The organism is Methanosarcina siciliae T4/M, from assembly GCF_000970085.1.
Taxonomy (GTDB): Archaea; Halobacteriota; Methanosarcinia; order Methanosarcinales; family Methanosarcinaceae; genus Methanosarcina; species Methanosarcina siciliae.
Window position 1 is genome coordinate 3,836,138 of sequence record NZ_CP009506.1, and the last position, 14,533, is coordinate 3,850,670.

At 43.7% G+C, this 14,533-nt stretch carries 13 protein-coding genes; 6 read left to right on the forward strand and 7 right to left on the reverse strand.

Translation table 11 applies throughout. The annotated features are described in order from the left end of the window. Positions 1-30 precede the first annotated feature (30 nt). The 4 genes from MSSIT_RS16060 (at position 31) to acsC (ending at position 3,961) form a co-directional block, all read left to right on the forward strand. Positions 31-792, forward strand: coding sequence for an ATP-binding protein (locus tag MSSIT_RS16060; protein ID WP_048173558.1), 762 nt, complete (start codon positions 31-33; stop codon positions 790-792). 42 nt (positions 793-834) lie between these two features. Beyond that, positions 835-1,044: a hypothetical protein gene (locus tag MSSIT_RS16065; RefSeq protein WP_048173559.1), complete on the forward strand. Its 210-nt coding sequence runs from the start codon at positions 835-837 to the stop codon at positions 1,042-1,044. Positions 1,045-1,240: 196 nt separating this feature from the next. Further along, positions 1,241-2,551: a CO dehydrogenase/acetyl-CoA synthase subunit delta gene (cdhD, locus tag MSSIT_RS16070; RefSeq protein ID WP_048174969.1), complete on the forward strand. Its 1,311-nt coding sequence runs from the start codon at positions 1,241-1,243 to the stop codon at positions 2,549-2,551. Between the two features lie 3 nt (positions 2,552-2,554). Next, positions 2,555-3,961, forward strand: coding sequence for an acetyl-CoA decarbonylase/synthase complex subunit gamma (gene acsC, locus MSSIT_RS16075; RefSeq protein WP_048173560.1), 1,407 nt, complete (start codon positions 2,555-2,557; stop codon positions 3,959-3,961). A 206-nt stretch (positions 3,962-4,167) separates the two neighbouring features. Here the strand turns inward: acsC and prf1 are convergent, their stop codons facing one another. From prf1 to MSSIT_RS16095, 4 genes are all read right to left on the reverse strand, one after another. Continuing rightward, positions 4,168-5,415, reverse strand: a complete 1,248-nt coding sequence (prf1, locus tag MSSIT_RS16080; protein ID WP_048173561.1) for a peptide chain release factor aRF-1 — start codon at positions 5,413-5,415, stop codon at positions 4,168-4,170. A 216-nt stretch (positions 5,416-5,631) separates the two neighbouring features. Next, entirely contained in the window at positions 5,632-6,675 is a 1,044-nt protein-coding gene (gene cydB / locus MSSIT_RS16085; protein WP_048173562.1) for a cytochrome d ubiquinol oxidase subunit II, read from the reverse strand. A gap of 2 nt (positions 6,676-6,677) precedes the next feature. Next, positions 6,678-7,994 carry a cytochrome ubiquinol oxidase subunit I gene (locus tag MSSIT_RS16090; protein WP_048173563.1) on the reverse strand — a complete coding sequence of 439 codons (1,317 nt, stop codon included), beginning with the start codon at positions 7,992-7,994 and terminating at the stop codon, positions 6,678-6,680. 362 nt (positions 7,995-8,356) lie between these two features. Then, complete coding sequence (locus MSSIT_RS16095) at positions 8,357-8,770, reverse strand: Fur family transcriptional regulator (protein WP_048173564.1); 414 nt, start codon at positions 8,768-8,770, stop codon at positions 8,357-8,359. A gap of 1,277 nt (positions 8,771-10,047) precedes the next feature. Here MSSIT_RS16095 and MSSIT_RS16100 point away from each other — a divergent pair. After that, positions 10,048-10,854, forward strand: coding sequence for a hypothetical protein (locus MSSIT_RS16100; RefSeq protein WP_082089044.1), 807 nt, complete (start codon positions 10,048-10,050; stop codon positions 10,852-10,854). 594 nt (positions 10,855-11,448) lie between these two features. Then, on the forward strand, positions 11,449-12,540 hold the full coding sequence (locus tag MSSIT_RS16105; protein ID WP_048173566.1) for an alkene reductase: 1,092 nt from the start codon (positions 11,449-11,451) through the stop codon (positions 12,538-12,540). A 311-nt stretch (positions 12,541-12,851) separates the two neighbouring features. Here MSSIT_RS16105 and MSSIT_RS16110 read toward each other — a convergent pair whose 3' ends face one another. From MSSIT_RS16110 to MSSIT_RS24305, 3 genes are all read right to left on the reverse strand, one after another. Beyond that, on the reverse strand, positions 12,852-13,739 hold the full coding sequence (locus tag MSSIT_RS16110; protein ID WP_048173567.1) for a class I SAM-dependent methyltransferase: 888 nt from the start codon (positions 13,737-13,739) through the stop codon (positions 12,852-12,854). 126 nt (positions 13,740-13,865) lie between these two features. Then, positions 13,866-14,021 (reverse strand): hypothetical protein, encoded by a 156-nt coding sequence (locus MSSIT_RS23595; protein ID WP_231589912.1) that lies wholly within the window; start codon positions 14,019-14,021, stop codon positions 13,866-13,868. Between the two features lie 48 nt (positions 14,022-14,069). After that, positions 14,070-14,393, reverse strand: coding sequence for a hypothetical protein (locus MSSIT_RS24305; protein WP_231589914.1), 324 nt, complete (start codon positions 14,391-14,393; stop codon positions 14,070-14,072). Positions 14,394-14,533: the final 140 nt, after the last annotated feature.

Consider the following 14,533-nt stretch of genomic DNA (forward strand, 5'->3'; position numbering starts at 1 on the left):
AAACCGAAAAACAATACAAAGGGGTATGCTGTGACTAAAGTAATTGCAATAACGGGAAAAGGCGGGACTGGTAAAACAGCGGTAGCGGCTCTTCTGATCCGCTACCTTTCCAAAAAAGGGAAGTTTCTACTGGCAGTTGATGCGGATGCGGATACTAACCTTCCTGAAACCCTTGGATGTGAGAACGTAAAAACAATCGGGGATGCAAAAGAGTTCCTGCAGGTAGAAATTACGAATCCCAGGCCTGATAACCCCGATATGAACAAAGAGTCAATACTTAAAAGCAAGGTCTATGAGATAATTGAAGAGATGCCGGGATACGACCTCCTTGTAATGGGAAGACCCGAAGGGTCAGGCTGCTACTGTTATGTGAACAACCTCCTCCGCGGGATAATGGACAAACTGATCACAAACTATGATGTGGTTGTAATTGACGCAGAAGCGGGGCTTGAGCATTTCAGCCGCAAGATTATCCGGGACATAGATGACCTTATTGTAGTAACTGACGCTTCACGAAGGGGATTTCGGACTGCCGAAAGGATCAGAGAACTGGTGAGTGAACTGGATTCAAATGTAGGAAACATTCACGTTATTGCAAACAAAGTTACAGATAATAACCGCAATAAGATTGAAGAACTTGCAGGAGACCTGAAACTCAGCCTTCTAGGCACGATTCCCCTTGACTCGAAAATAGAGGAATTCGATATAGGAGGGGTCCCACTAACCGAACTTCCAGATGATTCGGTTGCAGTACTTGAAATCGAAAAAATTGCAAAGAAGCTGGGATTCTGATCTCCGAGATTTAGTAATTTACTTACCTGGAGTGTGAGCAGAATGACCACAAAAATAAAAGTATCAGATCTGGGAAAAATGACTGGAGGTCTGAATGTAGAGACCCTCGAAGGGATAAGCATAGAGGGAGAAATAGAGATTAATCTGGAATCGGATGGAGTTAATCCCCAATTGGGTGCAGTTATTGGACAGGAAAGTTCACAGATAGCGACTCACCTTGCTAATCTTTCAAACCTACTTGGGAGAAGATAATCTCGGAAGTTCAGACACTTCAAAGTTGTTCAAAAAAACAGTTGTTCATGGGTTAAGAAGTCATTTTGGTCTAAAAGAATAATGCAGCACTCCGCTTCGTTCAAAAATTATTGTATAACAGTTAAAGTTCTTGGATAAAAAAGTCACTCATTAAATGTTCAAAAAACGGATAAATTACGGAAACGGTGAGGTTTACATGGCAAAGAAAATGAAGTTATCTGATATAACAAACATGTTCGCGGGGATGGATGTAGAAGCCCTCGAAGGTGTGACTATTGAAGGGGACATTGAGATTGATCTCGGTGGACTCGGAGGCGGCTTTGACCCGATGCTTGCCGCAGCTCTTGGGCAGGAGAGCGCAGTACTTGCCCAACACTTCGCAAGAATCGCAGGCATGTTCGGATATCCGGTGGGCATTGGCGCACCAGCAGCTCCGGCAGTTGCCCCAGCTCTTGCAGCCCCCAAACTCAAAGATCTTATCCCTGCAAAGTTCGATGTTGCTAACATCGCTGAATGGGCAACCGAGATCCAGGAAGTACCAATAGGCAACACCTCGGCAGACGGCGGAAGCCGTGGAAAGAGAGTGATGCTGGGCGGAGAGAAAGCCCTTCCGTTCTACTTCGACGCACCGATGCCGAACAGGAACCAGGTCACTATTGACGTGTTCGACATGAGGATCGGCCTTGCAAAAGCTGTCAAGCAGAACTATGATGAAGTCATGGACAGCCCGGGAGAATGGGCAAAGAAGAACGTTGAGAAATTCAACGCTGACATGATCACCATCCACCTGATTTCAACAGACCCGCTAATCAAAGACACTCCTGCAAAAGAAGCAGCCAAGACTGTAGAAGAAGTGCTCCAGGCTGTTGATGTGCCAATTGCCATAGGCGGATCAGGGAACCCACAGAAGGACCCGGAAGTGCTCACAAGAGCAGCAGAAGTTTCGGAAGGCGAGCGCTGCCTGCTTGCATCGGCCAGCCTGAACCTAGACTATGCAGCAATCGCAGAGGCAGCACTAAAATACGATCACGACGTGCTTTCCTGGACACAGCTGGACATGAACGCGCAGAAGGAACTAAACAGGAAACTCATGAAGCAGTGCAACGTCCCAAGAGACAGAATCATCATGGACCCCACCACTGCAGCCCTGGGATACGGTCTCGACTACGCTTACACCAACATGGAGCGTATCAGACTTGCAGCCCTCATGGGTGATGACGAACTTACATTCCTGATGTCTTCAGGGACCACAAATGCATGGGGTGCCCGTGAGTCATGGATGGTTAGTTCCCCACTTAAGGAAGACTCTGACTGGGGACCGAGAGAGTACAGAGGTCCGATATGGGAAATCGTTACAGGACTGTCCCTTGCAATTGCAGGAAACGACCTGTTCATGATGATGCACCCAACATCGGTTGCTGTCCTGAAACAGATCACACAGACACTCTTCGGTATGATCGACACAGAGCAGGTTGACATTGCAAACTGGATAGGAGCGGAGGTGTAAAACATGAAAATAAACAGCCCGTTAGAAGCTTACAAATACTTGCCCCAGACAAACTGTGGAGAGTGTGGGGAAGCTACATGTATGGCTTTTGCCTCCAAGCTGATTGACAGGTCAGGCAAGACATCAGACTGTCCACCTCTTATTAAGGAGAAGAAATTTGCAAAGAAACTTGCAGAACTCGACAGGCTACTTGCACCGGAAATTCGCCAGGTAACCATAGGAGTAGGCGAGAAAGCAGTTAACATTGGGGGGGACGATGTCCTGTACCGCCACAAACTCACATTCTTCAACAAGACGAAGATGTTCTTCGATGTGGCAGACAACATGGATGAAGCTGCCATTGTTGAGAGAGTGAACAGCATCGCCAACTTCAGAAAGTTCTATGTAGGCCGAAACCTGCTCCTCGATGGGGTGGCCATCAGAGCCGTTTCCAACGACCCGGCAAAGTTTGCGGCAGCTGTAAAGAAGGTAGCTGAAGCAGGATTGCCCATGATATTCTGTTCCTTCAACCCTGAGGTCCTGAAGGCAGGACTCGAAGTGGCAAAGGACCTGAACCCGCTGCTTTATGCTGCAAACAAGGATAACTGGAAGGAAGTAGGAGAACTCGCCCTTGAATACAAGGTGCCTGTGGTTGTGTCAGCTTTCAATGACCTTGATGCCCTCAAGACCCTTGCAAAGACATTTGCAGAGGCAGGAATTAAGGATATTGTCCTTGACCCGGGAACATACCCCACAGGAAAGGGCCTGAAGGAAACATTCACCAACTTCCTGAAGATAAGGAGAGCGGGAATTATGGGCGACACGGAGATCGCATACCCGATTATTGCTCTCCCCTTCACTGCATGGATGGCTGGAATTTCCGACCCGGTCAGCGCCTCATACTGGGAAACCGTAATGGCTTCGGTCTTTACTATAAGGTACGGAGACATAATGATCCTCCACAGCATGGAGCCTTATTCCACCCTGCCTGAGGTTCACCTGGCAGAGACCATCTACACGGACCCGAGGACCCCGGTATCCGTGGACGGAGGAATGTACAAGGTAGGAAGCCCGACAGCGGATTCCCCGGTACTCTTTACCACAAACTTCGCACTCACATACTATACTGTGGAGAGCGATATATCGTCCAACGGAATCGACTGCTGGTTACTTGCAGTTGACACAGACGGGATAGGGGTGGAAGCTGCAGTTGCAGGCGGACAGCTGACCGCTGACAAGGTGAAGGAAGCCTTTGACAAGGCAGGGTTCGACCTTAAGACAGCCGTAAACCACAACACCGTAGTTACTCCGGGTCTTGCGGCCCGTCTACAGGGAGACCTTGAGGACAAGCTCGGTGCAAATGTAAAGGTAGGACCAATGGACTCCGGCCGTATCCCAGGCTGGATGGAAAAGAACTGGCCACCTAAATAAAGGCAAAAAAATTGAAGGTTAAGATTCCGTGTCTAAAAGACACGGTACTTTTTTATCTTTTTTAAAAAAAAACGTAATTTTCGACTACAGCAAAAATCAAACTCATAAATTACCTTCTCGTTAGTTGACAGTATCAAATTTTGGATAATTTATGTAATTTTGGATAATTTATGTAAATTCACTAACTATGAAACCCATGAACTAAACTACATCCCTGTACTATATCTAAGGATTGCAGCAATTCCGCCAAAAGCTATCATAAATTGAGACCCTTCGTCGAAATCTGTTGATATAAAAGCAATCCTTGCATTGCCTTTATCTGCGAGTTCTGAAAATTCCCCCACGATATCAATAAGATCCGTAACTTCAAGTGCAGAACCGCATTCAGGACAATTTCCAATCGTAGGAACAGCTTCACCTGTTTTCCATATTCTTGTCCGTCTATTCTCATATCCGCAAACCCTGCACATGAGAGATACTCTTTCAGCCCGCAACTCTTCAGAAAGTAAAAGCACATCAACCGCCTTTATCTCAAGATTTGCCCTTACATTGTCCTCTCCATAAGATACTTTACCGGATTCGGTAGCGATTTCTTTAAAAAATATGTCCATGTCTTTCTTTTGCTTAATTAAGTCAATACCCTGGAGAGTATCCTCTGCTTCATTTATTAACTCAGAAAAACCCGATTCATCCGTATACCCCGTATCAAACAGGCCAAGAACCTTTTTCTGAAGCTCATAATGTAGAAATTCGCCTTCATAAAATTCTTCTTTAGTCGGGGAATGCCCTCCTATAAGAATGCCTTTAAGGTCAGAAGGCTCTAATTCAAGGAATGCCTCACTTGCAGCACCCCCTATTCTCTTGTAGAAATCATGAATAGCAATGCGTCTGAGCTGTTCAAAGCGATGTGCACTCTGCCCTCCTTTTCTTTGTTTGCCAGGAACCGTAGAATGAAGATGCTTAATAGCTTCAATTTGCTTACCTACAAGCATTCCGACACTAGCTTCTCTTAAATCAAGAAGTATGAGCCCATAAGTACCGCACTCCCTGAGCATTTCCTCAATAGGCTCAAGATAAAAAACAGAATCACAGTGATATATATAATGTACAACAGGTTCCGGAGGAATAAGAACTTCATTTACCATGCCTGTCCTGTTAGCTCCGGTATCGACAACTCCTGCAAAATAAACGATTCCGTTTTCCGGAATTTTGTTAAGAGATCTTAACTTTGCCAGCAAAGAATCAAGGGCTTCCCGTACATTATTGCTGGCAAGTTTGGATATTATGTTCGAAGCCTGCTCATGTTCTTCTTTCAAATGCTTTATAACATCTGAAATCTGTTTATCAGAAGGAACATAAAGGGAAATCAATTCCGCGCTCTTCACACTTTTATTCTTTAGAGTTTCAAGCTTCTTTTTTAATACATATTTTTCATATGTACAGTACTCAGCCATTCAAGCTTCCTCCTTCTTTTATATAAACCGTTGAGGGACCTAAATATCCGTGGTCGGTACCTGAAAGAAAAAAGTTCTTACAAACTATTCAAGCTTAACCCCGGATGAGAAAAAGATACTGAGGTGGTTGCCCTCAACCTGATTTTTGATTCTTATGATTAAGTCTATGCTTCATGTCTAAAATGACAAAAGAAAGAAAAAAAGAAAGAAGACAGATCAGTATTCGACCTGCTCTGTTTCTGTTATTTTTTCCCTGAACAGGGTATACGCCCACAGCTGGTAGATAATAACTATGGGCACAAAGACCAGTGCACCCCCCAACATGACGCCTAGAGTCATATGGCTCGATGCCGCCTCAAAGATATCTATTCCGTACTCAGGAAAAACGGAAGATTTGAGCATATAAGGATAGATACTTGCAAGCCCGCTTTCCACAATGAAGAGAAAAGCCAGGAGGTTGCTGCAAAAAGCCGGGAAGTCTTTGTCTTTTTTTGCAAATAACACGGCAAAAACAGCTGCTACTACCGCAAGAACCGGCAATAAGTACAGAGCTGGCATGGCTGAATAGTTGCTTGTAAAACCTTCTATGCCAGCAAAGGAGTATGCCAGGTAGACAAGAGCAAGTACGAGTACAAGAAGAGTACTCTTTTTTGCCAAGTCTCCTGCTTTTGCAGCTACGTCGCCTTCGGTCTTGACATTGATCCAGAGTGCACCAGAAGTAACATTCATAAGCACGAACAGGGCACCACCGACCAATGCATAAGGGCCAAAAAGTTCGAGAAGTGTACCGACATAAAATCCTCCCAAAACGATTTCAAGCCCCTTGAAGAAGTTCGCAAATGCAACCCCCAGGACCAGAGAGATAAGCAGGCTTCCGGTGAACCATCCCCACATCAGGACCTTCTGTATCCGGGGATTATCATCCTTGTGGAGATATTCCACGGAAATGCCTCTTGCAATCAGACCGATGAGCAGCAAAATCATAGGCAGATAGAGGAAAGTAAACATCTTCGAGAATACCAGAGGAAATGCAGCAAAGGTTCCTCCCGCAGCCAGGATGAGCCATACCTCGTTCCCGCCCCAGAAAGGCCCAACAGAGCTCTGGATCTGGACCCTCTGCGCTTTATCCTCGGCAATAAAGGGTGTCAAAAGCCCTGCTCCAAGGGAAAAGGAGTCTGCAATGAAGTAAACTCCCCATATTACACACCACAGGAAAAACCAGATAACGGCAAGCATGTCATGAGTAAGGAAATCGAACATTTTCACTCAACTCCTGTAGCATTGACTACGGTTTTCTTTATGAGGTATATCTCAAAGACTATAAGGACCAGATAGAATGTACTGATAAGGACAACACTTAACAACACATCCGATATGGGAACCGATGATATCCCATTAGCTGTCTTTAGCAGCCCGTATACTATCCATGGCTGTCTCCCTACCTCGGCTACAATCCAGCCGGCAGTGATGGCAACATATGGAAGTGGAATCGACCACATGAGCAACTTCAGATACTTATCCGATGTGTACAGCTTGCCTGACTTTTGAAGATATAAGCCTAAAAGAGCCTCTATGATAAACAGGGATCCGAGAATTGTCATCAGCCTGAAGCTCCAGAATACCATTCCTACAGGCGGCAATTCATCCTGAGCTAACTGGTTGAGTCCTGTTATCGTCCCGCTGAAACTTCCCGTATACAGGAAACTTGCAAGCCCCGGAATTCCCAGAAACTGAACACTGTTAGAACCTGTACTTGAATCCGGCACCTGTATCAGATACATGGGTACTCCGGAGCCCGTTTCCCATATCGCGTCCATTGCCGCTCCTTTAGCGGGTTGAAGTTCAGCAACATATTGTGCATAACCGTGACCAAGAACCGGAAGCAGGACTGCGGTGACAAGAGCTATGGCAACTGCTATTCCAAAAGACTTCCTGAACACTTCACTATTGTTCCTTTTAAGGAAATGATATGCACAGATTCCCATGATCAGGAATGCGGTCAGAAGATATGCCGAAAGCAGGGTATGTACCAGCATGTACCACACATAGCTGTTTGTAACCAGAGCAAGGAAATCCGTCATGATTACCTTGCTCCCGTCAGCAGCCATCTTATAGCCAACTGGATTCTGCATAAAACCGTTAGCAGTGATAATCCATAATGAAGATATGTTGGTACCCAGAGCTACCATCCACATGGAAAATGCCTTCAGTTTCTGACGGGAGCGGTCAAGGAATACCCATGCGCCAAAGAAAGTGCCTTCAAGGAAAAAAGCCAGTAATGCTTCCACCGCTAATGGCGGTCCGAAGACATCTCCCATGAATTCGGAATAGGCACCCCAGTTGGTACCGAACTGGAAAGTCATTGAAAGACCCGTTACCAGACCTATTGCGAAGTTTATCTTGAATATCCTGCCCCAGAAATCTGCCATCCTTCGCCAGGTTTCATCTTTGTTTTTGTAGTATACCGTTTCCATGACTGCCACTAAGAATGCGAGCCCCAGTGTTAGTGGAACGAAAAGGAAATGGAACGCAACTGTTATGGCAAACTGAAGCCGGCTTAATAAAAGCAACTCAACCATCCGTTATCCCTCGTTTTTTTGTTTATATTCGGTAATCATTACAACCCGGAAAAGACTCTTTCCGGCACAATAACTTTGCATATAACAATAGAACAAACAAGGTTCAGGGGTTAAGAGATATCAAATCTCCATGAACCGTTGTACACGTCAATATTTGCGCTGAAGCAAGTCAATGTCTTCCGGCACGGCTTGCAGATCATCTTCATGCTCAATTTCATCAGTGAGAATATGGAACTCAATCTCATCAATTCAAATTCGGAGTACAGTGCTGTGTGTCACCCGATTTTTATCTTTGATCGTCTGAAAGATATACCATTGTACATCCGGATAACACACTGTTCCCCCTTGACGTTCTGCTTAAGTTATGTTTCCTCCTTTAGCTCCATACACTTTTTACAGATACCATAGAAGTTAGTACTCGTTGAAACAATAGTAAATCCATCTATTTCCTCAGCTATCTTCATCGAGTAATCCAGCAATTGTTCCGAATTAAAATCCTCCATCTTTCCGCATTCCCGGCAGATGAGATGGTGATGTGGAATGAAATTCGCTTCAAATCTTGAGACCCCTTTTACATTCACCTCCTCCAGTAACCCTTTCTCCGTAAGGAATTTGAGATTCTTATACACGGTAGCCTTGCTTATGCGTGTCAGTTTTTTTCTAACTCCGTCGTAAACTTCGTCTACAGTGGGATGACCGTCGTGTTCGCGCAGGAAATCAAGTATTTCGACTCTCTGGTTTGTGTATTTCATGTCAGCTTTCTCTGTGGGCTTCATTGTCGTCCACCTAAATTACCTGTGAAAACAGGTTTGTTCCAACATATATGATATTCATTACTAAATGATATTAATTGTTATTTAACAATTTCTATCATCTTTTAGATTTCTTTATTTATAGAATGCCTGTGACTATTTTCTTTTCCTAATACCGTAAATCACAGTTTTTCTCACTAAAAGGACACTAAAAAAGAGTGATATAGGACTAAAATAGTAAGAAGAGGATTTTAAACCCATTTAAATAGAATTTAAAGTTTTATAAGGCTTTAATTGAAATATAGATCCAAATTTTAACGTCGTTTTTTGAGAGAACCAACTAAGAACCTATCCGAGAAGTGTTGTTCTCTCTGTGTCTGATAAAAGGCAAGGTACACAAAACTCTCTGAAAACTTCCCTCCATGTCCGCATGATTACGAAGTGAGCAGATATCGGGCGACCACTGAAAAAAGGAAAAAATAGAGTCTGCAGATGAAATAAAAAGCGTGTTAATGATGGCACATCAATAGTAGCGTCTATGATAACCAGTCTGGACCAGAACCTATCCGAAAATCTGCGATCTACAGTAACTTTAAAATATAATATGCATAGCTGAAGCAAGCATTCGATAATATAGACTGCAGTAACATTTGCAACATTCCATTTTGAATTTTCAGATCGGGTCTAAGTATCGATACAGTATATTATACAAAAAGAGTAACTACTTAGTATCTGTGGACTTCACAGACTTTTGTCAACATATTTCATTTTGATGATTAGAGTATTAAGATTTTTGTTTTGCCTTTTTTGGACTCTACCACTACTGATTATTGAGTCTTGAAACGGTAAAGAGCTGTCCGGGCTCCCGGCCGAGCTGGTTGATATGTCACCCATGTTGGAGACATAATCGAGGCAGACGCGGCATTGAATATTTATTATCGATTTTATGTCCTATAATTGTATAAAAATTCAGACTATTTGGAATTGTGGAATATTTATAAAGAATTATAATAATTAATAAACTATTTAGTGATTCTCAGAAGATATATCATCATGGAGTGGTTAATTTTAGCCATGTTTGAGTAAATGCATTTTGAAATTTTTTTTGATATTTCAGGTTTTAAGAAGGGTATATCCTGCTAAATAATATAATATCAGAGGTTCCTCAGATGAATAAACTCCCCAAAATTTTAAAATATTTGCTGTTGATATGTATAGGTTTGATTGTGCTCTTTTATGGGAGCCTATTTGTGCTTTTTATGTTAATTGGTAGTTCTGATCAAGCCTCTTATTATGGGGATATGGTTGATATCGGACCCATCGATTACAATTCCGTTGTCACAAAAGCAGAGAAAGCAGGATATGACCTCAGTGGACCACATACCAGACTGGATGAAGCAAACTTAATAGAACCCGGAAATGTCGAATCGCTTGAGAAAAGGTTTAAAATAGACTACAGGGCATCAAGAGTCGAGCTTTACTACAACTTAAACACGTATCTCGAATTTAAAAAAGATGAAAATAAGCAGACACTTGTAACACTCTATAATTATTCTCATCATAATGACGCCGGCGCTATTACACCTCAGATGCCTTCCATGTTTCCGGACGATTCCTGGATGCTTAAAATGCTCGGAATGAGTTTAGAACTTAACGAAACTGATTCTGAGGAATTTCTTAAAAAGCTAAAGACTGAGATATCAGACCAGAAGGGGTTTGTGAGTCTGGATACAAATGAAAATGTGGATTTCCCGGCAATCTATGCCTACCTGAACCAGAGCAGCACAAAAACTGTCACTGGACCTGATACGTGGAACGGAGACAAATATGAGGACAAATTTTATAGAAATAATAAAAAGATTGGGTACGTAAGGTTTGTTATCCCCGAAACTACCATCAGCCGGATACATAATTCCAATAAATACAATATCTATGTGAGCAGTTCGGGACTTATACGTCTAAAGATTGCGATGCCTGCAGGCAGCGCCGGAAAAGAAATCCCTGAAGAAGAGTACAGAACAATATTCAGGGAAATGTTCGAAAACCTTGGCCTACCTGCCGAGAAAGTTAATGAAATCAAATTAAATTACAGTCCAAGTATTTGGTGAGACTCACACTACTCACTTAATTTTTATAGATTTAGTGATAACAATTTTCTTCAGGAAACCACCAGACCAGGGAGTATCTGGGGCGGAGGGGAGCCCGTGGAGCGGAAGCCAGTGAACCCCCAAACCCGACCGTAGCTGGAAAGAATTCTTATTCTCCTCATATTGTACAGTACCGAATGGCACTCTAAGTACCAAATGGCACTCTAAGTACCAAATGGCACTCTAAGTACCAAATGGCACTCTAAGTACCAAATGGCACTCTATTTTATAGACTCACTACCACTTTTACAAAACGCCATTTTTGGCTTTTCAAAATGTGATTTGGTGGTTTAAACACCCGATAATTCATCAGGCAAGCTACGAATATTTAAATAAATATTCCATAATAATTATCATATAAGTTTTCACCCGGAGCTCGTATTTAGTGATTCAGGGTTAAATTGTAAGCGTTGAACAATGGGGATTGTGCCAGGCGCTGAGACAATAACCGGAACCAGTTCAATGATTGGGGGAGCATTGAAGATATCAATGAGATTCTAAGAATCCGGGTAAAAAGATAGCTATTGATTTTGCAGGCTTAATGAGATGATCATCATGGCAGAAGACACGGACCTTTTTTCACAGTATCGGATGGGCGATTTAACGCTGCCAAACCGCATGGTGATGGCGCCGATGACTCGCAGCCGCGCAGGGGATGACGACGTCCCGGTCCCACTGACGGCCACTTACTATGTGCAGCGAGCCTCGGCCGGCATGATTATCACCGAGGGTTCACAGGTTAGCCCGCAGGGTGTAGGCTTCATGCATACACCGGGCATACACTCTGCAGCACAGGTCGTCGGCTGGAAGGAGATAACGGATGCCGTCCACAAGGCCGGAGGCAAGATTTTCATCCAGCTGTGGCACGTAGGGAGGGTTTCCCACCCTGACCTTCTGGGTGGTACTCTGCCGGTAGCGCCATCCGCGCTGCCTGTCGAAGGCTTAGTCCACACACCAGGTGGAAAAAAGCCAATTCCCGCACCCAGAGCCCTGGAAACCGACGAGGTGCCGGACATTATCAGGCAGTTTCGGCAAGCGGCGGAGAACGCGAAAACCGCCGGCTTCGATGGTGTAGAAATCCATGGAGCTAACACCTACCTGCTGGACCAATTCCTGCGGAGCGGATCCAACAAAAGAACAGATAAGTACGGCGGCAGCCTTGAGAACCAGGCCCGTCTGCCGCTTGAGGTCACGAAAGCCGTCATCGAGGTATGGGGCGGCGACCGTGTCGGCTACCGCATCTCTCCGCACAATACCGCGCATTCTATGTCAGATGCCAATCCCAGGGAAACCTTTTCCTATTTCACCAGAGAGCTGAACAAAACGGGTCTGGGCTACCTTCATTTAATCGAGCCCATTGGAGGACGGTCGGGGTTCGTGCCACCCGAAGCACGGCTTGGGCCTACCCTGCGCAGAACTTTTGAAAGGACGTTCATACTGAACGGTGGCTATGGCCTCCAAAGCGGGAATGAAGCCATTGCCAGCGGTGAAGCCGACCTGATTGCCTTCGGAGTGCCTTTCCTGTCCAATCCTGACCTGCCAGAGCGTTTCATGCAGAACGCGCCGCTTAACGAGCCGGACGAGGCCACCTTCTACGTGGGCGGAGAGAAAGGCTATACGGACTATCCGGCGCTGGTTGATAGATGATGCGGCTCAAAGCGTGGTGTTGTAAAGTCTCGGGGATGAGTGGGTGAGTATATTTAAGGTTCTACACTAATCAGATGATTTTTCAATTTATATCGCATTGGTTTTTGTGAGGATATCCACACAAAACAACGAAGAGCCATAATTATATGTTGCCTAAGTACTTTGCAAAATGCCTTCGATGTTAAAAGTGCGCCTTTCAGAGATATTCGTCAAAGCCAGCTTCACCCTTTATCCGCGCCTTGCAGGAGTGCGTGTTCTCTGATGTGCGGCAGGCTCTATATTCAGAGCAGCTACGGACGGCTGTCCTTAAATTATCCCTTTGTTCCATATGAAATTATCATCGTTGGCGCAAATACAGTGTTATATTCAAGCCCTTTTTCTCTAAAGCACCTGCTTACGTAGTTCTCTGACTCTACCTGTTCTTGTGCTTCTTCAATAGTCAGTCCTCTATTTACTAAACCTTTTACAGCGTTGTCTAAATTGTTACAAATGCTGCCAAATCCTTCATTACGCAGTAAATTATATAGTAACTCCCCATCTTCAAGGCACAAATCAGGATTCAGGTATCTCACACAATCGCTAACCCGGCTATTTACATTTTTCAATCCTAACTCTCTCATATAAACAGGTAGCTTAATCCCAATATTGCCATCTTTGCCAGTTCTATTTTTATCCATTCTATAAAGTTTTTGAAGTAATCCTAAGTTTATAGACTTAAACTCTTCCAGCTCATCAATATAGAAATTAGCCATACATGAGTTCCAATGGGGTTCAATGCAAATAATTTTCCCATTATTTTTTACACAATTAATCATGTTTAATAGTACTTCCCTGGGGTTAGGTAAATGCAATAGTAACGCCTGGCAAATAGCAACATCATATTTCATTTTCCATGACTGAACCTGCTCTACATCACTTACAATAAACTCAGTATCATAAGGTAACTTTGAAAATATTTTTTTTGCTTCTTCAATTAATTTCTCTCCCTTATCAATTCCAATGTATGTTGACCCTTTTGGAAGTAGTGGTAAAAACTTTAAACCCAAATAACCTAAACCGCAACCAAAATCAATGATTTTGACTGGATTAGTAAAGCCCCATACTTTGTAAATCAGAAATTCGAGATAGTCATCATTAAAATATAAGTATCTACTTGTTTTTAAATAATCAAGTTTTGTATCCCAATAATACTCACTCATTATTCATAGCCCCAAAAATATCATTTGCGCCCATGGACGGGCGCGCCTCTCTGCCGAATTTCAGAGAACCTTTTCTCACTTCCGACATCTCCGACCTTAAAGCGATGACCAGGCCTTACATGTCTCTTATGTTAGGCCCGGGCGAGCCGGAATTGTCCCTTGGCGGTGCTCCGCGCCCGGTGAAGGAATATAGTGCAGCAGGTTCTTCTTGTCCCTTCTTCCCGCATCCCTTGTGTGAATTCGGTGTTCTACGACGTATCCTGCCCCAGATTCAGAGTGCACCACGGATGGTGCACCCTTTAAATGTTCTCCCCTAAAATTCTAATATTATTATATCTGTTTTCTGTTTAACAATCTCACAGGTCTTGCTTCGATATAACCTCTATATCCCATTGGAGCAAGTTGGAACCCTGGTCCATCTTCATCCGCCCATTCAAATCCGTAAATTTCAGGTTTATAACTTTTCATAACTTCCCATAGTTCATGTATTGCTTCACCGAACTTTGAATCTTCAAAAGGTTGTCCCTGGAATACCAGCATCTTGCATGGTGGAAGATCTATCAATTCGAATCCTTCAGGAATTTCTCCAGTATAATCATGCGGAGCCTCAACACCTTGAACAAAAACGGTGTTTGTGTTAGTATTTTGGTTCATGTTATTTCCTCCTTTTTGTAACATGAGGTAGCATTCAAGGATACGGCCGGGTATAAAAAGCTTCAACGGAGGCGCATTTTTGCAATAATATTGCGGTGTCATTCAAAATTGCTTGGAAAATACTCTTGTAAAAGCCCTCG

Bases quoted from the DNA above. Each gene is read 5' to 3' on its own strand.
- MSSIT_RS16065 (WP_048173559.1), top strand. From the start codon at position 835: ATGACCACAAAAATAAAAGTATCAGATCTGGGAAAAATGACTGGAGGT.
- cdhD (WP_048174969.1), top strand. From the start codon at position 1,241: ATGGCAAAGAAAATGAAGTTATCTGATATAACAAACATGTTCGCGGGG.
- acsC (WP_048173560.1), top strand. From the start codon at position 2,555: ATGAAAATAAACAGCCCGTTAGAAGCTTACAAATACTTGCCCCAGACA.
- prf1 (WP_048173561.1), bottom strand. From the start codon at position 5,415: ATGGCTGAGTACTGTACATATGAAAAATATGTATTAAAAAAGAAGCTT.
- cydB (WP_048173562.1), bottom strand. From the start codon at position 6,675: ATGTTCGATTTCCTTACTCATGACATGCTTGCCGTTATCTGGTTTTTC.
- MSSIT_RS16090 (WP_048173563.1), bottom strand. From the start codon at position 7,994: ATGGTTGAGTTGCTTTTATTAAGCCGGCTTCAGTTTGCCATAACAGTT.
- MSSIT_RS16095 (WP_048173564.1), bottom strand. From the start codon at position 8,770: ATGAAGCCCACAGAGAAAGCTGACATGAAATACACAAACCAGAGAGTC.
- MSSIT_RS16100 (WP_082089044.1), top strand. From the start codon at position 10,048: ATGGTTGATATCGGACCCATCGATTACAATTCCGTTGTCACAAAAGCA.
- MSSIT_RS16105 (WP_048173566.1), top strand. From the start codon at position 11,449: ATGGCAGAAGACACGGACCTTTTTTCACAGTATCGGATGGGCGATTTA.
- MSSIT_RS16110 (WP_048173567.1), bottom strand. From the start codon at position 13,739: ATGAGTGAGTATTATTGGGATACAAAACTTGATTATTTAAAAACAAGT.
- MSSIT_RS24305 (WP_231589914.1), bottom strand. From the start codon at position 14,393: ATGAACCAAAATACTAACACAAACACCGTTTTTGTTCAAGGTGTTGAG.